Below are 23084 nucleotides of genomic sequence, written 5' to 3'. Positions count from 1 at the left end.
GCCCACCTCAGTAGTAGACCTGTGGCACGGTCAGGTCGGTTGGGGCGATTTCAGTGCCCACCCACTTGGTGAACAGTTCCTTGTAGCGCCCGGTGCGCACCTGCTGGTTGACGAACAGGTCCAGGTAGCGCAGCAGGCCATACTCGTTGCGCTTGGCGCCCAGCGACACGTAATCGATCACGTAGGGGGCATTGCCGGCGACCTTGAGGTTCTTGTACTTGCCGGACTTGAGGGTGGCCGCGGCAACGGTGTTGGTGACCACGGTGGCATCGATGTGCCCCTGGGCGACGGCCAGCAGGGTGTCGTTCTGCGACTGGTAGGCGCGGAAGGTGCCGCTGCCCCAGCTTTTCACGTCTTTTTCCAGGGCGATGGCTTCGTAGGTGCCGCTGGTGTTGCCCAGCGCCTTGCCCTTGAGGTCATCGAAGCTGTTGATGCCGGTGTTGTCGCGGGTCAGCACCACCATCTGGAAGGCGAAGTAGGGCACGGTCAGGCCGACGGTCTTGGCCCGCTCCAGGGTGTCGGAGGTGGACGCCACGATCACGTCGGCGCGGCCGGAGACCAGCGCCGGGATACGGTCGGGGAAGGGCGTTTCGACCACTTCCGGTTCGACTCCCAGCACCTTGGCCAGGTCGCTGCAGTAGTCGACGTCGAAGCCGGCAGGTTTGTTGGCTTCGTCGCGAAAGCCCATCGGCGGGAAGTCCAGGGTCACGGCGCAACGTAGTTTGCCGGAGCCGATGATGTCGTCGAGCTTGTCGGCCTGGGCGTTGGCAATGCAGGCGGTACTGAGAACAGCGCTGAGGGCTACGGCAAATGTGCGGTTTTTCATAGGTGCCTCGTGGTCGGGTAAGTGCTGTTAGATATCGTATTGGTAATTTCGTATACGATATTTTCTAGTGCAATGGCCGTGCCTGTTTTGTTGTGGCTGTAGGAATAATCCTGCGGCCCGTGAGCTAGGGCGCCTGAAGCAAACGAGGGCGGGTGCGGGCGGTTTTAGCGCAGCCGGATAGGCGCAGCGCAGGTGTTACATATCGGAGCACTGCCTGTGCGCAGCGCCCGATAAAGGAACACTCAGCGCTGGTTGTCGCGGTACTGGCTGGGCGAAAGCCCGGTGAGGGCACGAAACTGTCGGCTGAAGGCGCTGTGGTCGGTATAACCGCAGCGCAGGGCGATGTCGGTGATCGGCAGGTCGAGGTCTTGCAGCAGGCGCGAGGCTTCCTCCAGCCGCGCCTTGTGGATCATCTGCCGCGGCGTGAGCTGGAAGATGCGCTTGCAGTGGCGCTCCAGTTGCGCCACCGACAGCCCGGCGATAGCGGTCAGTTCGGCGAGGCTGATCGGGCGGGTGAAGTGGGCGCGGATATGCGCGTCGACGGCGGCAAGCTTGTGGAACGCCGGGTGGTTCGACTGGGGCAATTGCAGGTCGCGGGAAATACCGGCGAGCCCGACAATAGTGCCCTCGGCATCCTTGAGCGGACGTTTGTGGGTCAGGCACCAGATCGGCTGATTACCGTAGTAAAGGTGCAGTTCGAGCTGGTCGGCCAGTTCCCGGCCACTGCTGAGCACGCGGCGGTCCTGCTCGGTGTAGAGCGGGCCGAAGCGGGCGGGGAATACGTGCTCAGCGGTGAGCCCGAGCAACTCTTCGCGGTGCTTGCGCCCGCAGCGCCGGGCCAGGGTCTGGTTGACGAAGGCGTAGCGCGCCTCGCGGTCCTTGATGAAGAACACCACATCGTTGAGCGTGTCGAGCAGCGGCGCGATGGGCTGCAGGCTGCTGAGCAGGGTCGGCAGGTCGCAGGGCGCGAAGTGGTTGAGCGTGGCGTGCATGGCGCTGACGTTCCGGGGGCGACCGTCGGGATCATAGAGCGCCCCCGGCGTTTATCTCAAGCGTCGCCGGTTTCCTCCAGGCACAGCAGGGTGTCGATGCGCGCCGGGCTGAACGGCGGGCGTGGCGCCGAGGGTTGCCAGCCGAACAGGTGCGCGGTGGCCGCACCGCACACCCGGCCCTGGCAGGCGCCCATGCCGCAACGGCTGGCAAGCTTGGCCTGGCGCCAGTCGCGATGCCCGACGAGGGCGGCATAGGGGACGTCTTCGCAGCGGCACACCAGGGTGTCGGCAGTGGCCAGCGACTTGAGTGCAGGGTCCAGGGCGAAGGCGTTGTTCAGCGCGCTGGCAAAACCGTGCCAGCGCGCGCGACGGCGCCACAGCTGCTGCGCCGCCTGGCGATTGCCGGTGGCGGCACAGCCGGCAATCGCGCCTTCAACCAGCGCGCGCTCGCTGCCGCCGAAACCGGTGCATTCGCCCGCGGCATAGATGCCGGGTTGCGAGGTCGCCTGCCAGGCGTCGACGGCAATGGCCTGCTGTTCCACGGCGCAGCCCAGAGCCTCGGCGAGCTGGATGTTGGGGATCAGGCCGAAGCCGCAGGCCAGTCGGTCGCACGCCATTTCCACCACCTTGCCTTTGTGCTTCAGGCGCACGCCTTCGAGACGGTCGGTGCCCAGTGCGGCCAGTACATGGCTGGCGGTGCGGTACTGGCGGTCGAACAGGCTGATCGATTGCAACAGCTTGCGCGGCCAGCGTGGCAACTGTGCGGCGAAGCCTGCGACGGCAGCGCCCGAGGCCTGTTCGGCGATGCGCAGCACCCGGGCACCATTAGCCTTAGCGGTGGCGGCGCTGGCCAGCAGCAAGGGGCCGCTGCCGGCGATGACGATGCGCTGGTTGTGCACCGGTATCCCGCCCTTGATCAGTGCCTGCAAGCCACCGGCACCGGTCACGCCAGGGAGCGTCCAGCCGGGGAAGGGCAGTAGCAGCTCGCGGGCGCCGGTACAGAGGATCAGCCGGTCGTAGCGGATTTGCCAGCCACGTTCGGGGTCTTCCACCAGCAGGGTGTCCGGGCCGGGCTGGGCGATCACCCGTGTGCCGCTGTAGTACTGCACATTGGTACAGGCGAGTACCTGTTCGCGCAGTTGTCGGGCCTGGGCAGGCACCTTGGCCTGCGGCCCGTCGCGCCAGATCTGCCCGCCCGGCAGCGGGTTGTCGTCGAGCAGCACGATGCGCGTGGCCCGCGGCGCGGCGGCCAGTGCCGCGGCCAGTCCGGCGGGGCCGGCGCCGATGATCAGCAGGTTGGTGTGTTCGTTCATGCGCGGGTCTCCACCTGCATGCCGTCGCGGCACAGGGTCTGGCAGGCCAGGCGCTGGCGGCCGTCGATGCGCACCCGGCATTCCTGGCAAATGCCCATGCCGCACAGCGGTGCGCGGCGCTGGCCGCTGACCGAGGTGCGCGAGCAGCCATCGCCGCCCAGGGCCAGGGCGGCGGCCACGCTGGTGCCGTCGGCCACGCGCAGAGGGCGGCCATCGAGAGTCAGGTCAGGCATGGGTGAGTGCTCCCAGGAAGCGATCTGGCAGGTAGGGCCTGGCCGCCAGTGGCGGCGTTTCGTCGAACAGTTGCGCGCTCAGCAGGTCGGCGGTCGCCGGGGCAGTGGTGACCCCCAGCCCTTCGTGGCCGACCGCCAGCCACAGGCCGTCCTGGTGCGGATGGCGGCCCACCAGCGGCAGGCCGTCGGGGCTGGCGGCGCGAAAGCCGGTCCAGGCGCGGATGCCGTTCAAGTGTGCCAGGCCTGGCATGTATTCAGTGGCGCGCTTGAGCATGCGCGCGAGCATCCAGCCTTCCACGGCCGGGTCGGTGGTGCCGAACTGGCGCGAAGCGCCGATGAATAGCTGGCCGGTCGGGCGCGGCTGGATATTGCACGCGGTGGACGGGCCGCTGGCAGTGTGGGCGCTGGTTACGTAGCCCAGTTCCACCAGGGTGTGGGTGACGGTGCCGGGGTAGCGGTCGGTGATCAGCAGGTGGCCTTTCTTCGGTTCGATCGGCAGTTCCGGGCATAGGTCAACGGCCTGGATGCCGTTGGCCAGCACCACGGCCTCGGCGCTCAGCCACTGGCCGTTATCCAAGCGCACGCGGTTGCCTTGTAGCGCAGTGACCCGCGCCCGGCGCTGTTCGATACGCGGCGATTGCAGCATCCAGCGGGCGGTGGCCGGCGCGTAGAGGATGCCGTCGCCGTTGATCAGCAGACCCCCTTCGAGCCCCTCGCGCAGCGCTGGTTCGCGTTGGCGCAGGGCGTGCCCGGCGACCAGCTCGCAGGTCACCCCCTGTGCTTGCAGGACGTTGAATTTATGCTCGGCCACGGCCATCTCTTCGGCGTTAGCCGCCAGCCACAGGGTGCCGTTGCTGCGGTAGGCGCAGTCTGCGGGTAGCTGCGGGGCCAGTTCGCGCCAGCGTTGCAGCGAATGTTGGCTGAGTGCCAGCTCTGCGGGGTTGTCGTCGAGCACCAGCAGGTGGCCCATGCCGGCTGCCGTGGCGCCATGCAGCCCGGCGTCCAGCACCAGCACGCGCAAGCCACGCGCGGCCAGCGACTGCGCGCAGGCCGCGCCGATGATCCCGGCGCCGATCACGATTACATCGGCCACGGCAGCGCCGCTCACGGGCGAATGCCCCAGGCGAACGGGTCGTCTTCCTCGAGGATGAGCGTGGCTTCGGCGCTGATGTACGCGCGGCCGCGAATGGTCGGGATGATGCGCTCGCCGTCGGCCTCGAACGAGCCCTCGAAGGTGCTGCCGATCACGCTGGCCTGGTGCCAGGTCTGACCTGGCTGCAGCTTGCCGTCGGCGGCAAGGCAGGCGAGCTTGGCGCTGGTGCCGGTGCCGCAGGGCGAGCGGTCGTAGGCCTTGCCGGGGCAGAGCACGAAGTTGCGGCTGTCGGCGTCGGGGTCGTCGGCGAACAGTTCGATATGGTCGATCAGGCCACCGTCCTCGCCGCGGATGCCCTGATGCTCCAGCGCCTGTTGCACGGCGTAGGTGTAGGCCGTCAGTGCTTCGATGTTGTCGCCAGCGACCTTCTGGCCGTGGTCGGCGATCAGGAAGAACCAGTTGCCGCCCCAGGCCACATCGCCAACCACCCGGCCGAGGCCCGGCACCTCCAGCACCAGGTCCTTGCGGTAACGGTAGGCCGGCACGTTGCGCACGCTGACCGAGAGGTCCTCGTGCAGCGTCGCCTGAACGGTGCCGACCGGGGTTTCGATGCGGTGCACGCCCGGCCCGATCCGGCCAAGGTGCGCCAGCGATACCACCAGGCCGATGGTGCCGTGGCCGCACATGCCCAGGTAACCGCTGTTATTGAAGAAGATCACCCCGGCGCAGGCGCTCGGGTCCACCGGTTCGCACAGCAGCGCGCCGACCAGTACATCACTGCCGCGCGGCTCCAGCATGCAGGCAGTGCGCCATTGATCGTGTTCCTGGGCAAGGCGCTGGCGGCGCTGGGCCATGCTGGCGTTGCCAAGGTCGGGGAATCCGTCGGTGACCAGGCGGGTCGGTTCGCCGCCGGTATGGGAGTCGATCACGGTAATGCGTTTCATCGAAGGCCGCGTCCGTTCAGGGAAGTGAACGACAGAGTGGCCTGTCCCCCAGTGCGCAGGCTTGATGCCTTTACGCCACGCCGATGACGAAATCGGCACAGCGCCGGAACCCTGGTGGGACCTGTAGGAGCGGGCTTGCCCCGCGATGAGGCCAGTACAGCCAGCACATCAGGTGGCCCCTGGATTGCGACCGCTTCGCGCTCGATCGCGGGGCAAGCCCGCTCCCACAGGTCCACCAGGTTGCCATTATTTGGTGGGCGGCAGGTGCTCGAAGAGGGTCTTGCAGACGCCGGCGATGTGTTCGTCGAGCAACCTGACGGCGAGTTCGACATCCTTGGCCCGGCAGGCGTCGAGGATGTCGCGGTGTTCGTGGTCGGCGCGTTCCTTGCCAGCCGACAGGCTCATCTGCATGCGCAGGTAACGCTCCAGTTTGTCGTTCACCGAGCGGATCATGTTGACCAGGAAGGGGCGCTGCGCCGGCTCGTACAGGCAGGCGTGCAGCTCCCAGTTAAGCTCGGCCCAGCGACCGACGTCGTTCTCGCCGACGAACTCCTGGCAGATGCGTTCGGCACGGGCGAAGGTTTCTTCGGTCATGTTCGGGATGGCCAGGCGCAGGGCCTTGTCTTCGAGCAGCATGCGCACTTCGAACATCTGCGCCAGCTCCGACTCGGACATGCGCGTGACCATCGCCCCGCGATTGCGCTGGAACATCACCAGCCCTTCGGCCTCCAGGCGCTTGAGCGCTTCGCGCACCGGGATCTTGCTGACGTTGAACTGACGGGCGATATCGTCCTGGCGGATCGGTTCGTCTTCGGCGAAGTGCCCGGCAATGATTGCATCGCGCAGGTGACGGGTGATGATTTCCGAGGTCGAAGGCGTGTTGCCCAGGTCCGGGGCGTTGAGGCGGGGTACGGTCACGGTGGCGTCGTCCGAAGTTATTTCTGGATATGGTATACGAAACTAACCGGGTACGGCGCCACTCATGCCCGACGGACAGCGCTGGCGGCGGGCTTAACGAATGAAATGCACCTTGCCGGTGTCGTCATTGCCCATGTAGATCCCGTATACCCCGGCCTGGCGCTCCTCGATGTAGCGTTCGAGAATCTGCCGGATCGCCGGGTAGTAGATCTCGTCCCAGGGGATGTCTTCAGGGGCGAAGAAACGGTAGTCGAGGGTCTCCGGGCCGTACTGGCCGGTGATCTCCAGGGCGATGGCGCGAAAGATGATGTACACCTCGCTGATGGTCGGCACGCTGAAGATCGAGTAGGGCGAGATGATCTCGCCGCGTACGCCGCTTTCTTCCCAGAGCTCGCGCAGTGCCGCCTGCTCGGTGGTCTCACAGCTTTCCATGAAGCCTGCCGGCAACGTCCAGGTGCCCGGGCGCGGCGGGATCGCCCGTTGGCACAGCAGGTACTTGCCGTCCTGTTCGATGATGCAGCCGGCGATGATCTTCGGGTTCACATAGTGAACATAGCCACAGGCGCTGCACAGCAAGCGCTCGTGGGTATCGCCGCTGGGCCGTCCCTGGTGCAGCTCGGCAGTGCAATGCGGGCAGTAACGCGGGACGGCGGGCATGGTCAGCGGCCTATACGGGGTTCTTTGAGGGCAATGGGCGCGGCGATGTCGCGCACCTTGCTGTTGTCGTTCTGTTTCAAGCGCAGGTAGTCCAGCGCCACCTTGGCGGCGGCGCGCACGTGATCGACCGAGGCCTGGTGGGCGGCCAGCGGGTCGCCGCTCTTGATCGCCTCGACGATCTTTTCCATTTCCTGGTTGCTGGCGCCGCGGCGGTTTTCCTGGGACACCGAGGTCGCTCGCAGGTAGCTGATGCGTGCCTGCAACTGGCGCAGCTGGGTGGCGGCAACGTGGTTGCCCGAGCCTTCGAGCAGCACGTCGTAGAAGCCCTGCACCGAGTCGATCACCTGTTGCAGCTCACCTTCCTGCAGGGACTTGCGGTTGACTTCCAGGGCCTTTTCCAGGGCGCGGATGTCCTTGGCCTTGGCGTTCAGGGTGAACAACTGAACGATCAGGCCTTCGAGCACGCAGCGCAGCTCATAGATGTCGCGAGCGTCTTCGAGGGTGATGATGGCTACCCGTGGGCCCTTGGCATCGGCGAACTCCACCAGGCCTTCGGACTCCAGGTGGCGCAGCGCTTCACGCACCGATGTACGGCTGACGCCGAGGCGGTCACAGAGGTCGCGCTCGACCAGTCGGTCGCCCGGCAGCAACTGGAAGCTGATGATCGCCCCGCGCAGTTTGTCGAGGACGATTTCACGCAGGGTGACGGGGTTGCGGTTGACCTTGAAGCTGTCGTCGAGGGGCTGGCGTTTCATCATCGGTGCTCGGCAGAGGGCTGTCGCAGTTGAACAGCCCGTCGTTATCGGGTGGGCTCCGAGTCGGCCTCGGCGAAGGCTTCGCGGGCCAGCCGGAAACTGTCCACGGCTGCGGGCACACCGCAATAGATACCGACTTGAAGCAGGATTTCGCGTATTTGCTCACGACTCAGACCGTTACGCAAGGCGCCACGTATATGCAGCTTGAGTTCGTGAGGGCGGTTGAGCGCGGAAATCATCGCCAGGTTGATCATGCTGCGTTCCTTGAGCGACAAACCGTCACGGTCCCAGACATGCCCCCAGCAGTATTCGGTGACCAGCTCTTGCAAGGGCCGGTTGAAGTCGTCGGCGTTCTCGATCGATTTGTTGACGTAGTCCTGGCCCAGCACCTGGGTGCGGATCTGCAGGCCTTTTTGGTACTTCTCGTTGTTCATCGCTGCGCTCCCAATCAATCAGGCCAGTGGCGGCAGGGCGCCGAGCTTGCCTTTGTGGTAGATCATCGGCGTTGCCGGTTGCTCGGGCAGGATCAAGTGCTGGACCGCGCCGACGATGATGGCGTGGTCGCCGCCGTCGTACTCGCGCCACAGTTCGCACTCGATGATCGCCGTGGCGTTGCCCAGCAGCGGGTTGCCCAGCGCGCTCAGGTGCCAGTCGATGCCCTTGGCCTTGTCTTTGCCCTTGCCGGCGAAAGCGTAGGCTTCGGCGGTTTGCCCGGCGGCCAGCAGGTGAATGGCGAACTGCTTGCTGTCACGCAGGATCGGGTAGGTGTCGGAGGCGTAATTAGGGCAGAACAGCACCAGCGCCGGGTCGATCGACAGCGCGCTGAAGGCGCTGGCGGTGATGCCGACGATGCCGCCGTCGGCGTCCAGGGTGGTGACCACGGTGACGCCGGAGGGAAAGGAGCCCATCACGTCTTTGTAAATGCCGGGTTCGATCATGGACTGGCGCTCCTAACGCATGACAAAGGGGTCGGGCATGGGCGCGGTGGAGAGGTTGATCCACACCGTTTTCAGCTCGGTATACGCCAGCACCGAATCGATGCCGCTTTCACGGCCGTAGCCGCTGTTCTTGAAGCCGCCGATCGGCGCCATGGCCGACACTGCGCGGTAGGTGTTGACCCAGATGATCCCCGACCGCACGTCTCGGGCCAGGCGATGGGCGCGGCCCAGGTCGCGGGTCCAGATACCGGCGGCGAGGCCGAACTGCGAGTCGTTGGCCATGGCCAGGGCCTGGGCTTCGGTCTTGAAGCGGATCACCGCCGCCACCGGGCCAAAGACTTCTTCCTGCATGATCTGCAACGAGTGGCTGTCGCATTCGAACAGGGTCGGCTGGTAGTACCAGCCGTTGCCTTCGACCTCGGCACGCTGGCCGCCCAGGCGCAGGGTGGCGCCTTCGGCCTTGGCCGCGGCGACCAGGTTTTCGACCACGGCCAGTTGCTGGGCGGTGGCCATCGGGCCCATTTCGCTGTTTTCATCCTGCGGGTTGCCGATCTTGATGCGTTTGGCCCGTTCGATCAGGCGCTCGACGAATTCATCGAAGATCTCCTCCTGCACCAGCAGGCGCGAGCCGGCTACGCAGCTCTGCCCGGAGGCGGCGTAGATGCCGGCTACTGCACCATTGACCGCGCTGTCCAGGTCGGCGTCGGCGAAGATGATGTTCGGCGACTTGCCGCCCAGCTCCAGCGACAGCTTGGCGAAGTTCTCGGCGCTGCTGCGCACCACATGGCGGGCGGTGGCGGCGCCGCCGGTGAAGGCGATCTTGCGCACCAGCGGGTGGCGGGTGAGGGCCGCGCCGGTGCTCGGGCCGTAGCCGGTGACAACGTTGACCACCCCCGGCGGGAAGCCGGCCTCAAGGGCCAGGCGCGCCAGTTCGAGGATGGTCGCCGAGGCGTGTTCGGACGGCTTGATGACAATGGTATTGCCAGCCGCCAGGGCCGGTGCGAGCTTGATCGCGGTCAGGTACAGCGGGCTGTTCCAGGGGATGATCGCTGCCACCACACCGATCGGTTCGTGCACGGTGTAGGCAAACAGGTCGGGCTTGTCCAGCGGCAGGGTGCCGCCTTCGAGCTTGTCGGCAAGGCCTGCGGTGTAGTGGAAGAACTCCGGCAGGTAGCCGACCTGGCCGCGGGTCTCGCGGATCAGCTTGCCGTTGTCACGGCTTTCCAGCTGGGCCAGGCGTTCCTTGTTGTCGCTGATCAGGTCGCCCAGGCGGCGCAACAGCTTGCCCCGGGCAGTGGCGGTGATGCCGCGCCAGGCGGGGCTTTCGAAGGCTTTTTGCGCGGCCTGTACCGCCAGCTCGACATCGGCTTCAGCGGCATCGGGCAGTTGCGCCCAGGCTTGCGCGGTGGACGGGTCGAGGCTGGTGAAGGTCTTGCCGCTGAGCGCATCGCGCCACTGGCCGTCGATGCACATCTGGAAAGGTACAAGTGTCATGCAACGATCCCCTTGGCTGAATCGGAGAGGGTTCGGGCGTGCCCGAGAAAGTCCAGGAGCATCTGGTTGACCAGGCGCGGCGACTCTACCGGCATCATATGCCGTTGCTCGGCCAGCACCATGCTCCGGGCACCGGGAATGCGCCGGGCCAGTTGCTCGGTCATGTCCGGGGTCGAGCCCAGGTCCCATTCGCCGGTGGCGATCAGGGTCGGCACCTGGATGCTGGCCAGGTCATCGGCGCGGTACATGTCCTGGGTGGCAAACAGTTCGTAGGTGGTCAGGTAACCCTGCGGATCGTTGCTGGCCAGGGTCTGGCGAATAGCGGCGATCTGCGCTGGGTTGGCCGCCTGGTATTCGCGGCTGAACCAGCGTGCCAGGGCTGCTTCGGCATTGGCGTCGGGGCCGTGTTCGGCCGCCTGGGCAGTGCGTGCGATCACCCCGGCGCGCTGTTCGGCGCTGCGGTTGAACACGCTGTTGAGCACCACCAGCGCGGCCAGGCGCTGTGGGTAATGCAGGGCGAAGGCGCGGGCCACCAGGCCGCCCATGGAGAAGCCGATGATGGTCGCCTGAGGTACTTGCAGGTGCTCGAGCAGCTCGGCCAGTTGCGCGGCATAGCCGGGCAGGCCGGTGCCTGCGGCCGGGCGCGGGCTGTGGCCATGGCCAAGCATGTCGTAGGCGATTACCCGGTAGTCGCTGGCCAGGCCAACGATCTGCCCGCCCCACATTTCTTTGTTCAGGCCCACGCCGTGGATCAGGACCACGGGTTGGCCTTGGCCGGTCGCCAGGTAACTGGTGCCGGCCGGGGTGCGTTCAGCAGCAGGCTGAATCATCGGTCGCTCCTAGGGCGTCATTATTGTTATTGCGCTTTTTCAGCGGCCAGCTCTTCCAGGTCGATGTAGCGGTTGCCGATGCGCGGGTGCAGGCGGCCACCGTCGGCGCAACCGAGCACCACGACGATCTCGTCGGCGCGCGGGGCATCTTCGATCTGCATTTCCAGGGTGATGTAGTGCGAACGCAGGCCTTCGTCGTCCTTGTGCATCATCGGGATCTGGATCGAAGTGCCCGGGCCGCCGCGCTTGTTGGTGAAGCTCAGGTAACTCTTGGCCTTGACCGCTTCGCGGTAGTGGTTGCCAAAACGCAGGGTGTGGATCACCGCCGAGGCGTGTTCGATCTCGCCATCGGCGCCGACCACGGCCGCTTTGCCGTACGCCTCGATCTTGTCGGCACCGCCGATGGCCGCGCACAAGCGCTCGACCATCTGGGCGCCGAGGTCCGAGCAGTTGGCGCGGATCTCGGGTTTCAAGTCTTCGACAAAACCGCGACCCAGCCAGGGGTTCTTGATCACCACAGCCAGGCCGACCATGGTCACCGGTTTGTCGCTGGCCTTGCCGCCTTCAATCAGGGTCTGTTCGCTGTAGGTGACGATCTTGCGGATTTCGAAACTCATGGGCTGCTCCCGTGCAGGGTGGGTTGGTCTTGTTGTCTGATGGTATACCATAATATTTACCATGCAAGTGCTTCCGGCAAATTTCTCTGCTAGGGGGGACGGGTGGGGATGTACAGCATCGCGGGTCACACCGCCGCTCCCACAGAGGTTCAGATAACCTTGTAGGGGCGCCGGTGCGACGACTCGACTTGACCCGCGATAGGGGGACTACTTGCGTGCTTCGAGGATCAGGTTGAACGGTGTTTCGGTGGCCCGGCGAAAGCGCTTGAACCCGGCCTCTTCAAACACTGCCCGCAGCCTCGCTTCCCCCGCCTGGGCGCCAAGCCCGAGGCCGACTTCCTGGGACAGCGAGTTCGGCGTACAGATAAAGGTCGAGGCGGCATAGAACAGCCGCCCGACCGGCGTGCTGTTTTCATCCAGGGTGTCGTTGGCATACGGCTCGACCAAAAGTACCGTGCCATCGGCTTTGAGCGACTCATAGGCATGGCGGGCAGCGCCGACCGGGTCGCCCATGTCGTGCAGGCAGTCGAAGTAGCAGATCAGGTCGTAGTCGTTGCCGGGGAAGTTCTTGGCGCTGGCCTGGACGAACTCGGCGCGCTCGGCCACCCCCCCTTCGGCAGCACGTTGGTTGGCGATAGTGATGGACGGGCCGTGGTAGTCAAAGCCGCTGAAACGCGAGGCCGGGAACGCCTGGGCCATGATTACTGTCGAGGCGCCATGGCCGCAGCCGACATCGGCGACCTTGGCCCCGGCCTGCAGCTTGTCGATTACCCCGGTCAGGCTCGGCAGCCATTCGGCCACCAGGTGAGCACGGTAGCCGGGGCGGAAGAAGCGCTCGGTACCGCTGAACATGCACGGGTGATGATCGCCCCAGGCCAGGGCGCCATCGCCGCGCATCGCGGCGACCAGTTTGTCTTTGTCATGAAACAGTGCGGCGATCACCGAGGCGCCGCCAGCCGCGTACACCGGTGAATCTTCAATGGCCAGGGCCATGGCCTGTTCTTCCGGCAGGCGAAAGCGCCCGTCGCTGTGTTCCATGTATCCGGAGGCCGCCTGGGCGCTCAGCCATTCGCGTAGCAGGCGGGCATTGCAACCGGTCTTGTCGGCCAGTTGTTCGGGTGTGATGAATTGGCTGTCGGCCATGGCCCGGTACAAACCGAGCTCATCACCGAGGATCAGGTTGGCAAGCATGGCGGCGGCACCCATGTCGGTGACCAGCTTGCCCATGAAGTCATTGAGTCTGGCTTCGTCCATTGCGTGTTCTCCTGCAGAAGTCCAACGTCAACGGGGTTGCCAGCGGGGCCGGCAACCTCGGGCCAATATGTTGCGGGGGCAACTTTTAAGTCTAGTTCGCTTCGAAGAACGCCAGCACTTGTGCGCTGAACGCTTCGTCCGCTTCTTCCATGACGAAGTGCCCGCAGTCGGCGATGACGCTGCCACGCAGGTTGTCGGCATGGGCCTGCAGGGTCTGCAACGGCACCTCGCCAGTAGCATGCTCGGCGCCGATGGCCAGCACCGGCATGCCCAGGCGTTTGCCCGCGCGCTGCTGGTTCTGGGCGATGGTCTGGCTGATCGAGCGGTAGTAGGCCAGCCCGCCACTGAGACCGCCGGGCTTGCTGTAGGCCTTGATGTAGGTATCAACCGCAACGCGGTCGACATGGTGCGCCCAGCGCTCGAACATGAACGTCAGGTAGCGGTCCTCGCGGCCACTGATCAAGGCTTCGGGCAAGTCCTGCAGCTGGTTGAACAGGAAGTGCCAGATGAAGATGTTCTGCTCGGCACTGACAAAGATTGGCGGCGCCTCGGCCAGGCCTGGAATCACCGCTTCGCTGAGCACCAACTGGCTGACGGCGTCGGGGTAGTCGCTGGCCAGCGCGTAGCCAACCCACATGCCGACATCATGGCCCGCCAGCCGGTAACGCTGATGCCCCAGTTGGCTCATGGCCCGGTGCAACAGCGCGGCAATGTTGCCGGTGTCGTGGCCTTCGGCGGCCGGGTCGGACAGGCCGGTGCCCGGCAGGTCGACGGCGATGGCCTGGTAACCCTGGCGGGCCAGGGCTTTCATCACATGCCGCCAGGTGTACCAGGTCTGCGGCCAACCCGGGATCAGCAGCACGGGCTGGCCGCGGCCCAATTGCACGCAATGCAGGCGGCGGCCGGGTTCCAGGATCAAATAGCGATGTTCGAAGTCGGCTTCGGGGGTTACTGACATCTGTTGCACTCCATGTGAAAGAGAGGGATTCAAGCCAGGCCCAGCAGGGTCTGGATCTGTTGCGGGTCGACCGGCGCGCCGGCAAAGTCGTCGAAGGTGCGAGTGGTGACCTGGATGATGTGCTCACGGATGAATGCTGCGCCTTCGCGGGCGCCGTCTTCCTGATCCTTGAGGCAGCACTCCCATTCCAGGGTGGCCCAGCCGGGGAAGTCGTATTGCGCCAGCTTGGAGAAGATCGCCTTGAAATCGACCTGGCCGTCGCCCAGGGAACGGAAACGCCCGGCCCGCTCGGTCCAGTCGCAGTAACCGCCGTAGGTGCCCTGGCGGCCCGTTGGGTTGAACTCGGCATCCTTGACGTGAAACATGCGGATGCGCGCGTGGTAAATGTCCAGGTAGTCCAGGTAGTTCAATTGCTGCAGGACGAAATGGCTGGGGTCGAACAGCAGGTTGCAGCGCGGGTGTTGGTCCACCAGGTCGAGGAAGCGTTCGAAGCTGCTGCCGTCGTGCAGGTCTTCGCTGGGGTGGATTTCGTAGCAGAGGTTGATGCCGTGGTCTTCGCAGGCATCGAGGATTGGCCGCCAGCGCCGCGCCAGCTCTGCAAACGCCGCCTCGATCAGGCCCGCCGGGCGCTGCGGGAAGGGGAACAGGTAAGGCCAGGCCAGCGAGCCGGAGAACGTGCCCATGTCGGTCAGGCCCAGGCGTTGCGAGGCCTTGATTGCCAGGTGCAATTGTTCCAGCGCCCAGGCCGTGCGCGCCTGGGGTTTGCCGTGCAGGGCCGGCGGGGCGAAGTTGTCGCACAGGGCGTCGTACGCCGGGTGTACCGCGACCAACTGGCCGAGCAGGTGGGTGCTCAGTTCGCTGATCTGCAGGCCGTGGTCGGCAAGCATGCCGCGCAGCTCATCGCAGTAGGTCTGGCTTTCGGCGGCACGTTCCAGGTCAAACAGGCGCCGGTCCCAGGCCGGCACCTGCAAGGCCTTGAATCCATGGCCGGCAGCCCAGCGGGCGATCTCGGGGAGGCTGTTGAAGGGGGCTTGCTCAGCGCTGAACTGGGCCAGGTGCAGGCTGGGTCCTTTGAGGGTACGCATGGTGACTTCCTATTGTTTGTCGATCGACAAACAATAGGTCGGCAACAGGCTTGCGTCAACTGTTTTGCAGGGTAGAATCCGCCACACCTGATTTGATGGACACACAACCCATGGCCGGACGTCCCCGGGAATTCGATCGCGACCAGGCCTTGCACAAGGCCCTGGCGACCTTCTGGCAATACGGCTATGAAGGCACTTCGATGGCCTTGCTGGTCAGTGCCCTGGGCATTGCCTCGGCGCGCATCTACGCCGCCTTTGGCAGCAAGGAGCAGCTGTTTCGCGAAGTGGTGTCGCTGTACCTGGCCGAGCAGGGCGGCTTTGCCGAGCGGGTCATCAACCGTGGCCTGCCGGTGTGCCAGGCGCTGGAGCAGATCCTCCTCGATGCCATCGCGACCTACACGGCGGCGGACGGCCCGCGCGGTTGCCTGGCGGTGTCATCGACCGCCAGCGGCGGGCCGGATATCAGCGGCGTGCTCGACTGGATGAGCGAGCTGCGCCGCCAGCGCACCCAGTCGATCATCGACTTGCTGCAGCAGGCCCATGGCCGTGGCGAGCTCAAGGCCGATGCCGATCCGCAGGCACTGGGCGATCTGTTCGCTACCTTGCTGCACGGCATTGCCATCCAGGCCCGCGACGGCATTGCCACGGCGCGCCTGCAGGCGATGATCAAACCGGCACTAAGCGCACTGCGCGCGGCCCAGGCCTGATTCAGCGCGCCTGGCCCGAGGCCCGCTCACGCAGGGCCTTGCTGACCTTTGCCTGGATTTCGTAGGCCGGCGTTTCGACGGCGTCGAAGTCGCGCGAGTAGCGCCGGGCGAATTCCGCCACTCCCCATTGCTGGTACTGCTGCACATGGTGCAGTTCGTGGGCCCAGAGCGCGACGTTGTCCTGGGCGTCGGCTTCGTTGCGAAAGACGATGATGTCGATCAGGGTCACGGCGTTGACATCGGGGTTCTGCAGCAGGGCATTGGCGCTGTCCAGCGCCTCTTGGTCGCCAACCTTGTAGCGCGCGGCATCGAGCACCTGGAAGTCATAGAACGGCTCGAGCTGGGCACGGATGTGCAACGGGATCGGCAGCACCGTGCCGGCCGCGGCGGTGTCGCGTGCCTGTTGCAAGGCCATGGCCAGGGAGCTGCTGGCCATGCGCCCGAGGTCGTCGAGCACGGTGCCGGCCTGGCCGAGGTCGATGGGCGAGCAGATGCAACTGCCCAGACAGATTTCATACTGGCCGGCCGGGCAGGCGGCGAGGGCGGTCAGGGGGGCGCTCAGGGCAAGGCTCAGCAGTAGCGACTCAAGAGGCTTCATGCAAAGCCCCGGCAATAAAGTCGCGGGAGGCCTTGAGCACGTCTTGCTGAATCGGCTCGCTGGCCAGCATGCGCGCAATCACCAGCGCGCCCACGCACTGGCTGAGCAGCGCCCAGGCCAGGGCCGGGTCTTTCAGGGTCTGCGCCCAGGCGTGCTGCAGATGGCACAGCCAGTGTTCGGCTTCGGCGCGCACCGGTAACTCGGCGCGGGCGATCTCCGCGCCCAGGGCCGGAATCGCGCATCCGCCTTCGACATTGTGCAAATGGGCCATGCTCAGGTACTGCTCCAGGCAGCGCTCCAGCCGGGCGCGGTTTATCGGTTGCTGGGCGATGGGGCTCTGCGACAGTTCGCGACGCACCACTTCGCTGAACAGGTCGTCCTTGGATGGGAAGTGGTTGTAGAAGGCGCCGCCGGTCAGGCCGATGGCCTTCATCAGCCCGGCCACGCCGGTGCTGCCGAAGCCCCCGCGCTTGGCCAGGGCGCCGCTGCTTTCCAGCAATTTTTGCCGGGTTTGTTCCTTGTGGGTGGTGGAGTAGCGCACGCCGACAATCTCCGCTGGGCTGGCTTGACGAAGCCTGGATCATAGCATAGCGTTCGTTTACTAAATGATCGTTTACTAATGGAGGCGACAGATGACCCAAGGCAAGAAGGTGGTACTGGTGGTAGGGGCCGGCGATGCAACCGGCGGCGCGATTGCCAGGCGTTTTGCCCGCGAGGGTTATGTCGCCTGCGTGACCCGGCGCAGCGCCGACAAGCTGCAGCCGCTGGTGGACGAGATCCGCGCCGCCGGTGGCGAAGCCCACGGTTTTGCCTCGGATGCGCGCAAGGAAGAGGAGGTCGCGGCGCTGGTCGAGGAGATCGAAAGCAGCCTTGGCCCGATCGAAGCCTTTGTCTTCAATATCGGCGCCAACGTGCCCTGCAGCATTCTCGAGGAGACCGCGCGCAAGTACTTCAAGATCTGGGAAATGGCCTGTTTCGCCGGCTTTTTGACCGCTCAGGCGGTCGCGCGGCGCATGGTCACCCGCGAGCGCGGGACTATCCTGTTTACCGGCGCCACCGCTGGTTTGCGCGGCGCTGCGGGTTTTGCCGCCTTTGCCGGTGCCAAGCACGGTATTCGCGCTCTGGCCCAGAGCATGGCCCGCGAGCTTGGGCCGCGCAATATCCATGTCGCCCATGTGGTGGTGGACGGCGCCATCGACACCGCGTTCATCCGCGACAGCTTCCCCGAACGTTATGCGCTCAAGGACCAGGACGGCATTCTCGACCCGCAACACATCGCCGACAGCTACTGGTTCCTGCACAGCCAGCCTCGCGATGCCTGGACCTTCGAGCTCGACCTGCGGCCGTGGATGGAACGTTGGTAAGCCCCTCACCACAACAAGAAAGGAACCGCTGCAGATGAGCAAGACCGTCGAATTCTTCTTTGACCTGGGCAGCCCGGCCAGCTACCTGGCCTGGACCCAGTTACCGAAACTGTGCGCCGAACACGATGCGCAACTGCTGTACCGGCCGATGCTGCTGGGCGGGGTGTTCCAGGCCACCGGCAATGCCTCGCCGGTGATGGTGCCGGCCAAGGCCCGGCATGTGTTCGTCGACTTTCAGCGCTATGCCAAACGCTATGGCGTGACGCTGGCGTTCCCACCGGGCTTTCCGATCAATACCCTGGGCCTGATGCGCGCTACCGTTGCCGTGCAGCGCTACCAGCCAGAGCGTTTCCAGGCCTACCTGAGCGCGATGTTCGAGGCCCTGTGGGTTCGCCAGCGTAATCTTGGCGACCTGCAGGTCCTGACGGGTGTGTTGCAAGAAGCCGGTTTCGACCCCGAGCAGTACCAGGCCTGGACAGCCGCGCCCGAGGTCAAGGCTGCGCTCAAGGATGCGACCGAGGAAGCCGTGCGCCGTGGCGTGTTTGGCGCGCCCACCTGTTTTGTCGGCGAGCAGATGTTCTTTGGCCAGGACCGCCTGGAGTTCGTCGTCGAGGCGCTGGCGGAGCAGGACAGTCAAGTGTAGCGGCGTTATTTTCAGCAACTGTATGGTCGGTCCGGATCGGGACTCCGTTAGTGTCAGTGCAGCCCAATAAAAAAACTGGATGCCTGCCATGCTCGGTTCACTGGACCTGATCACTGCCTTCGTGTTGTTCGCCTTCGTCTCCTCGATCACCCCGGGGCCCAACAACACCATGTTGCTGGCCTCCGGGGTGAACTTCGGCGTGCGCCGTTCGATTCCCCATGCGCTGGGCATCAGCGTGGGCTTCATGGTCATGGTGCTGGCGGTGGGCTTTGGCCTGGGCGAAGTGTTCAAGGCCTATCCGCCGATCTATACCGTGCTGCGTTATGTCGGCGCCGCCTACCTGCTGTACCTGGCGTACAAGATCGCCACCTCCGGGCCGCTGTCGGTCAGCAATCCGGAGAGCCGCAAGCCCTTGGGCTTTTGGGGCGCGGCGGCATTTCAGTGGGTCAACCCGAAAGCCTGGGTCATGGCGGTGGGTGCGATTACCACCTACACCCCGGCTCAGGGTTACGTCACCAACGTCATCGTCATTGCCTGCGTGTTCGCCCTGGTCAACCTGCCCAGCGTGTGCGTCTGGGTGATGTTCGGCAGCGCCTTGCGCACGGTGCTGCAGAACCCGCGCTGGCTGATGCTGTTCAATCTGTTGATGGCGGCGCTGCTGGTGATATCCCTGTACCCCTTGCTGTTTGTAGAATCGAGCTTTTCCTGACATGAGTGCGCTGGCACATGCAGTTGATTCCCTGGTCCCATGACACAAGTGCTGGCTTCCCCCTGCGCGGCTGGCGCTCCCCAGCCAGTGGCAAACCGTTGCTGCATTTTCTCCACGGCAACGGTTTTTGCTGCCTGGCCTACCAGCCATTGCTGGCGCGCCTGGCCGAGCGGTTCGACCTGTGGCTGTGCGATGTCCAGGGCCATGGCGACAGTGATCATGGTGGCCCGTTCGCCGGCTGGAACCGCAGCGCGCAGCTGGCCATCGAAGCCTTCGAGGCCGGGCGCGGCGAATACGGCGAGGTGCCGCGGTTTGCCGTCGGCCACAGCTTTGGCGGGGTACTGACCGGCTTGATGCTGGCGCAGCAACCGCAGTTGTTCCAGCGCGCAGTGCTGCTCGATCCGGTGCTGTTCACCCGTGCGATGATGGGCATCATGGGCGCCGCCGCCCTGGTTGGCCTGCACCGTCGACATGCCCTGGCACGCAAGGCCGCTACCCGCCGCAGCCACTGGCCGGACCGCAGCGCGGCGCGGGCGTCGCTGGAGGGGCGGGGGATCTTCAAGGGCTGGAGCGAATCGGCGTTGCAGGCCTATATCGAACACGCCATCGGCGATTGCGGCGAAGGCGTGGTGCTCAAGTGCCGGCCCAGCCGTGAGGTGGAAATCTTCAGTTCCTTCCCGCGGCGCATGTGGGCTTCGCTGACCCAGGTGACCACCCCGAGCCTGGTGCTTTATGGCCAGTCCACCTATCCCTTCGTGCCGCAGTCGGTGCAGCGCTGGGCCCAGACCAACAAGCATGTCACCGCCAGCCAGGTGCCGGGCGGACACTGCTTCATGCAGGAAGACCCGGCGGCGTGCTGCGAGCAGGTCGAGACCTTCCTGTTGAGGTGATCGGGTCGTTGTCCATTTTGCGACGATAGGTGGCCTGATCACGAGCGAACGACAACGCGCCATTCCCTAAGCTGCCCCTCCACAGACAACAACAGGAGAGGCAGCATGGGACAGGCGCGTTGGCCGTTGCTGTGCGCAGGCGTGTTACTGAGCGGGGCGTGTAGCCAATTTGACGAGGGCCGGGCGCTGGCACCGGCACTGCGGCCCGACGTCGAACTGAGCCGTACCGCCGGCACGCATGCGCAGGCGTTGCCGCAGGATTGGTGGTCGCTGTACCACGACCCGCAGCTGGATCGGCTGGTGCAAGCCGCCCTTGCGCATAACCGCGAGCTGGCCGCTGCCCAGGCTAATGTGCAGGTATTGCTCGGTGGCTTGCGCAGCGCCGCTGCCGGCCGCTGGCCAACGACGCGGCTGGGGTATGGCTATCGCTATGGCCGCGATGGCGATGACCAGACCCTGGCACAAGCCAGCGACAGCCATGCTGACAGCCAGTGGCAGCATGAAGCGCAATTTGCCCTGGACTACGAACTTGACCTGTGGGGCCGGGTTGCCGCCAGCATCGTGGCCGCGCGCGCCGATGCCGAGGCGGCGCAGGCTGCCCGTGATGGGCTGCGGGTCAATGTGGCGGCACAAACCACACGCGCCTACTTGCGCGTGTGCGCCCTCGGCGCTCGCCGCGAGGTGCAGCTTCAATCAGTGGCGGTGCTGCAAAGCAGCCTGGCCCTGACGCGTCAGCAACAGGCCGCCGGGGTCCTCACGGCGCTGGACATCAGCCGCCAGCAAAGCCTGCTGGAGCAGACCCGGGCGCTGTTGCCTCGGTTGCAGGGCCAGCGCCAGGCCGCCTTGTTCGAGCTGGCGGTACTCAGTGGCCAGCCGCCGCAGCACCTGGATCAACAGGCCAGCCATTGCCAGCGCTTGCCCAGCATTGCCCGGCCATTGCCAGTGGGCGATGCCTGGAGCCTGTTGCAGCGCCGCCCGGACATCCGCCAGGCCGAACGCCAGTTGTTCGCCGCGCGGGCACGGATCGACACGGCCAAAGCGCAACTGTATCCGCAGGTGCAGTTTGGCGCGGCGCTGGAGTCTTCAGCGGCCACCTTCGGCGCCATGGGCGACAGCAAGGCGCTGACCTTTGCCATCGGCCCCATGATCAGTTGGCGCTTCCCCAACCGCGCGCAGGCCCATGCCCGGGTCGAGCAAGCACACGCGAGCAGCGACGGCGCACTGGCGCGCTTCGACAGCGTGGTGCTGGGGGCTTTGCGTGACGTCGAGCAGGCCTTGGCGCTGTATGCCGGCGAACGCCAGCAGCGCGCGGCCCTGGCCCGCGCCACCGCCCAGAGCCAGCGCGCCTTCGAGCTTGTCCGGCTGAACCTGGACGCTGGCGCCGTGGACGGCCTGGAGCTGCTCGACAGTCAACGCACCCTGGTCCGCCAGCAGGCCGAGCTGGCCGAAGCCGACTTGCGCCTGTTGGAGCGCCAGGTCGAGCTGTTCCGTGCCCTCGGCGGCGGCTGGCAGCGTACCGACACTCCTCAATCCCTTGCCTTGCACACCGGAGCCCGCCCATGAACCAGGTCGTTACCCCCGATCCGCAGCGTGTCGGCGCGCAATTGACCCGCCGCCGGCACGCCCGCTATGCGCTGGGCACCGCCGGGCTGTTGGCCGTGCTGGCCTATGGCGGTTACTGGTGGAGCAGCGCGCGCTTTTTCGAACAGACCGATGATGCCTACGTGCGCGCCGACTGGGCGCCGGTCAGCGCGCGGCTGGCAGGTTATGTGGCCGAGGTGCGGGTGGCCGACAATGCCAGGGTCAAGGCCGGTGACGTGCTGGTGCGCCTGGATGCCCGCGACTATCAGCAGCGCCTGCGCCAGGCCCGCGCGCAACAGGCCGCCAGCGCCGCGGCCGTGCAGGCACAACAGGCGCGCCTGAGGACCTTCGCTGCGCAACTGGACGAGCAACGCCAGGCCATCGCCCGCGCCCAGGCCGAGCATGCCGCCTGTGCAGGCGAAGCGCGGCGTGCACAGCTCGACTGGCAGCGCTACCGGCAACTGGCCGGGCAACAGGCCGCCAGTGCCCAGCGCCTGGAAAGCGCCAGCGCCAGCCGGGTCAAGGCTCAAGCGCTGTTGCGCGCGGCCGCCGCCGAGCTTGAGCGCCAGCAGGCGCGGCAACAGGTGCTGAGCAGCCAGCGGCAACAGGCGCAGGCCGATCTGGCTGCACGCCAGGCCGCGCTGGAACAGGCCGAGGCCGAGTTGGGCCTGGCCGAGAACGCCCTGGCCGACACCGAAATCCGCGCACCCTTCGATGGCGTGATCGGCCAGCGCAAGGTGCGCCAGCAGCAGTACGTCACCCCTGGTTTGCCATTGCTGGCGGTGGTGCCGGTGGCCCAGGCCTATGTGGTCGCCAACTACAAGGAAACCCAGCTTGAGCACCTGCGCCCCGGTCAGCGGGTCAGGCTTGAAGTCGACACCTTCGGCCGCCACTGGCAGGGCACGGTCGACAGCGTGTCGCCCGGCTCCGGTGCGGTGTTCGCGCTGTTGCCGCCAGACAACGCCACCGGCAACTTCACCAAAATCGTCCAGCGCTTCCCGGTGCGCATCCAGCTCGACCCGCCGGCCGCCGGTGAAGCGCAACTGCTGCCGGGCATGTCGGTGATCGCCACGGTCGATACCCGGGAGGCCGATCATGGCCGCTGAAGACAAAGTCTCGCTGCGCGCCTGGGTGGCGGTGATCGGCGGCCTGTTCGGCTGCTTCATGGCCGGGATGAACGTGCACGTCACCAGTGCCGCCTTGCCGGAGATCGAAGGCGCGCTGGGGGCCAGCTTCGAGGAAGGCTCGTGGATCTCCACGGCCTACCTGGTCGCGGAAATCAGCATGATCCCGCTCACCGCCTGGCTGGTGCAGGTGTTCTCCCTGCGCCGGGTGATGCTGGTGGGCTCGGTGGTGTTTCTGCTCAGTTCGGTCAGTTGCGCCCTGGCGCCGAGCCTGCAGGCGATGATCGCCCTCCGGGTGATTCAGGGCGCCTCCGGGGCGGTGCTGATCCCCCTGTCTATGCAGCTGATCATCACTGAACTGCCGGCCAGCAAGATCCCGCTGGGCATGGCCTTGTTCAGCCTGTCCAACAGCGTTGCCCAGGCGGCCGGGCCATCGATTGGCGGCTGGCTCACCGACGCTTATTCATGGCGCTGGATTTTCCTGTTGCAGTTGCTCCCGGGGGTGGCGCTGATTGCGGCGGTGGCCTGGTCGATCGGCGCCCAGGCCGGGGACCGGCGCAA

27 protein-coding genes are annotated in these 23084 nt (G+C 65.7%); 8 read left to right on the top strand and 19 right to left on the bottom strand.

Annotated features, from left to right (window positions below):
* Nucleotides 1-7: 7 nt before the first annotated feature.
* The 17 genes from UW3_RS0117125 to UW3_RS0117045 all read right to left on the bottom strand — a co-directional run bounded on the left by UW3_RS0117125 (nucleotide 8) and on the right by UW3_RS0117045 (nucleotide 14907).
* Nucleotides 8-826 carry an ABC transporter substrate-binding protein gene (locus UW3_RS0117125; RefSeq protein ID WP_010223880.1) on the bottom strand — a complete coding sequence of 273 codons (819 nt, stop codon included), beginning with the start codon at nucleotides 824-826 and terminating at the stop codon, nucleotides 8-10.
* Nucleotides 827-1068: 242 nt separating this feature from the next.
* Nucleotides 1069-1818 (bottom strand): AraC family transcriptional regulator, encoded by a 750-nt coding sequence (locus tag UW3_RS0117120; RefSeq protein ID WP_010223878.1) that lies wholly within the window; start codon nucleotides 1816-1818, stop codon nucleotides 1069-1071.
* 56 nt (nucleotides 1819-1874) lie between these two features.
* Entirely contained in the window at nucleotides 1875-3131 is a 1257-nt protein-coding gene (locus UW3_RS0117115; protein ID WP_010223877.1) for an NAD(P)/FAD-dependent oxidoreductase, read from the bottom strand.
* Nucleotides 3128-3364, bottom strand: a complete 237-nt coding sequence (locus tag UW3_RS0117110; RefSeq protein ID WP_010223875.1) for a (2Fe-2S)-binding protein — start codon at nucleotides 3362-3364, stop codon at nucleotides 3128-3130. Before UW3_RS0117110 ends, UW3_RS0117115 begins: the two co-directional genes overlap by 4 nt.
* On the bottom strand, nucleotides 3357-4472 hold the full coding sequence (locus UW3_RS0117105) for an NAD(P)/FAD-dependent oxidoreductase (protein ID WP_010223873.1): 1116 nt from the start codon (nucleotides 4470-4472) through the stop codon (nucleotides 3357-3359). The genes UW3_RS0117110 and UW3_RS0117105 overlap by 8 nt, the downstream gene beginning before the upstream one ends.
* Entirely contained in the window at nucleotides 4469-5401 is a 933-nt protein-coding gene (locus tag UW3_RS0117100) for a 4-hydroxyproline epimerase (protein ID WP_010223871.1), read from the bottom strand. The genes UW3_RS0117105 and UW3_RS0117100 overlap by 4 nt, the downstream gene beginning before the upstream one ends.
* Nucleotides 5402-5647: 246 nt before the next feature.
* Nucleotides 5648-6319, bottom strand: a complete 672-nt coding sequence (locus tag UW3_RS0117095; RefSeq protein ID WP_010223870.1) for a GntR family transcriptional regulator — start codon at nucleotides 6317-6319, stop codon at nucleotides 5648-5650.
* Between the two features lie 93 nt (nucleotides 6320-6412).
* On the bottom strand, nucleotides 6413-6976 hold the full coding sequence (locus tag UW3_RS0117090; RefSeq protein ID WP_010223868.1) for an NUDIX hydrolase: 564 nt from the start codon (nucleotides 6974-6976) through the stop codon (nucleotides 6413-6415).
* 2 nt (nucleotides 6977-6978) lie between these two features.
* Complete coding sequence (locus UW3_RS0117085) at nucleotides 6979-7731, bottom strand: GntR family transcriptional regulator (protein WP_010223866.1); 753 nt, start codon at nucleotides 7729-7731, stop codon at nucleotides 6979-6981.
* A gap of 44 nt (nucleotides 7732-7775) precedes the next feature.
* Complete coding sequence (locus UW3_RS0117080) at nucleotides 7776-8165, bottom strand: carboxymuconolactone decarboxylase family protein (RefSeq protein WP_010223864.1); 390 nt, start codon at nucleotides 8163-8165, stop codon at nucleotides 7776-7778.
* A gap of 18 nt (nucleotides 8166-8183) precedes the next feature.
* Nucleotides 8184-8669, bottom strand: coding sequence for a flavin reductase family protein (locus tag UW3_RS0117075; RefSeq protein WP_010223862.1), 486 nt, complete (start codon nucleotides 8667-8669; stop codon nucleotides 8184-8186).
* 12 nt (nucleotides 8670-8681) lie between these two features.
* Nucleotides 8682-10163, bottom strand: coding sequence for an aldehyde dehydrogenase (locus UW3_RS0117070; protein WP_010223859.1), 1482 nt, complete (start codon nucleotides 10161-10163; stop codon nucleotides 8682-8684).
* The gene (locus tag UW3_RS0117065; RefSeq protein WP_010223858.1) at nucleotides 10160-10993 is read right to left on the bottom strand and encodes an alpha/beta fold hydrolase; all 834 of its coding nucleotides are present in this window, start codon (nucleotides 10991-10993) and stop codon (nucleotides 10160-10162) included. The genes UW3_RS0117070 and UW3_RS0117065 overlap by 4 nt, the downstream gene beginning before the upstream one ends.
* A 26-nt stretch (nucleotides 10994-11019) precedes the next feature.
* Complete coding sequence (locus UW3_RS0117060) at nucleotides 11020-11610, bottom strand: amino acid synthesis family protein (RefSeq protein ID WP_010223857.1); 591 nt, start codon at nucleotides 11608-11610, stop codon at nucleotides 11020-11022.
* A 207-nt stretch (nucleotides 11611-11817) separates the two neighbouring features.
* The gene (locus UW3_RS0117055) at nucleotides 11818-12864 is read right to left on the bottom strand and encodes a class I SAM-dependent methyltransferase (protein WP_010223856.1); all 1047 of its coding nucleotides are present in this window, start codon (nucleotides 12862-12864) and stop codon (nucleotides 11818-11820) included.
* A 91-nt stretch (nucleotides 12865-12955) separates the two neighbouring features.
* Nucleotides 12956-13822: an alpha/beta fold hydrolase gene (locus tag UW3_RS0117050; protein WP_010223855.1), complete on the bottom strand. Its 867-nt coding sequence runs from the start codon at nucleotides 13820-13822 to the stop codon at nucleotides 12956-12958.
* A 29-nt stretch (nucleotides 13823-13851) separates the two neighbouring features.
* A complete protein-coding gene (locus tag UW3_RS0117045; RefSeq protein WP_010223854.1) occupies nucleotides 13852-14907 on the bottom strand; it encodes a sugar phosphate isomerase/epimerase family protein in 1056 nt (351 codons plus the stop codon).
* A 110-nt stretch (nucleotides 14908-15017) separates the two neighbouring features.
* Between UW3_RS0117045 and UW3_RS0117040 the strand changes: the two genes are divergently transcribed.
* Complete coding sequence (locus UW3_RS0117040) at nucleotides 15018-15614, top strand: TetR/AcrR family transcriptional regulator (protein WP_010223853.1); 597 nt, start codon at nucleotides 15018-15020, stop codon at nucleotides 15612-15614.
* 1 nt (nucleotide 15615) lies between these two features.
* On the opposite strand, the gene UW3_RS0117035 is transcribed toward UW3_RS0117040, so the two are convergent.
* The gene (locus tag UW3_RS0117035) at nucleotides 15616-16212 is read right to left on the bottom strand and encodes an eCIS core domain-containing protein (protein ID WP_010223852.1); all 597 of its coding nucleotides are present in this window, start codon (nucleotides 16210-16212) and stop codon (nucleotides 15616-15618) included.
* On the bottom strand, nucleotides 16199-16753 hold the full coding sequence (locus UW3_RS0117030) for a TetR/AcrR family transcriptional regulator (RefSeq protein WP_010223851.1): 555 nt from the start codon (nucleotides 16751-16753) through the stop codon (nucleotides 16199-16201). The genes UW3_RS0117035 and UW3_RS0117030 overlap by 14 nt, the downstream gene beginning before the upstream one ends.
* Before the next feature lie 91 nt (nucleotides 16754-16844).
* On the opposite strand from UW3_RS0117030, the gene UW3_RS0117025 reads away from it, so the two are divergent.
* The 7 genes from UW3_RS0117025 to UW3_RS29690 form a co-directional block, all read left to right on the top strand.
* Complete coding sequence (locus UW3_RS0117025) at nucleotides 16845-17576, top strand: SDR family oxidoreductase (RefSeq protein WP_010223850.1); 732 nt, start codon at nucleotides 16845-16847, stop codon at nucleotides 17574-17576.
* 34 nt (nucleotides 17577-17610) lie between these two features.
* Complete coding sequence (locus UW3_RS0117020) at nucleotides 17611-18219, top strand: 2-hydroxychromene-2-carboxylate isomerase (RefSeq protein WP_010223848.1); 609 nt, start codon at nucleotides 17611-17613, stop codon at nucleotides 18217-18219.
* A gap of 79 nt (nucleotides 18220-18298) precedes the next feature.
* Nucleotides 18299-18928, top strand: coding sequence for a LysE family translocator (locus tag UW3_RS0117015; protein ID WP_026001380.1), 630 nt, complete (start codon nucleotides 18299-18301; stop codon nucleotides 18926-18928).
* A 17-nt stretch (nucleotides 18929-18945) separates the two neighbouring features.
* A complete protein-coding gene (locus UW3_RS0117010; RefSeq protein ID WP_010223845.1) occupies nucleotides 18946-19818 on the top strand; it encodes an alpha/beta fold hydrolase in 873 nt (290 codons plus the stop codon).
* A 105-nt stretch (nucleotides 19819-19923) separates the two neighbouring features.
* On the top strand, nucleotides 19924-21381 hold the full coding sequence (locus UW3_RS0117005; RefSeq protein ID WP_010223843.1) for an efflux transporter outer membrane subunit: 1458 nt from the start codon (nucleotides 19924-19926) through the stop codon (nucleotides 21379-21381).
* Nucleotides 21378-22505 (top strand): efflux RND transporter periplasmic adaptor subunit, encoded by a 1128-nt coding sequence (locus tag UW3_RS0117000; protein WP_010223841.1) that lies wholly within the window; start codon nucleotides 21378-21380, stop codon nucleotides 22503-22505. The genes UW3_RS0117005 and UW3_RS0117000 overlap by 4 nt, the downstream gene beginning before the upstream one ends.
* A partial coding sequence (locus UW3_RS29690; RefSeq protein ID WP_010223840.1) for an MFS transporter occupies nucleotides 22495-23084 on the top strand: 590 nt, incomplete at its 3' end. The genes UW3_RS0117000 and UW3_RS29690, both read left to right, overlap by 11 nt.

The sequence above is a fragment of the Pseudomonas donghuensis genome (assembly GCF_000259195.1).
Classification (GTDB): domain Bacteria; phylum Pseudomonadota; class Gammaproteobacteria; order Pseudomonadales; family Pseudomonadaceae; genus Aquipseudomonas; species Aquipseudomonas donghuensis.
The sequence above is the reverse complement of the archived record's forward strand: the minus strand, read 5'-3'. Positions and strand labels throughout refer to the sequence as shown.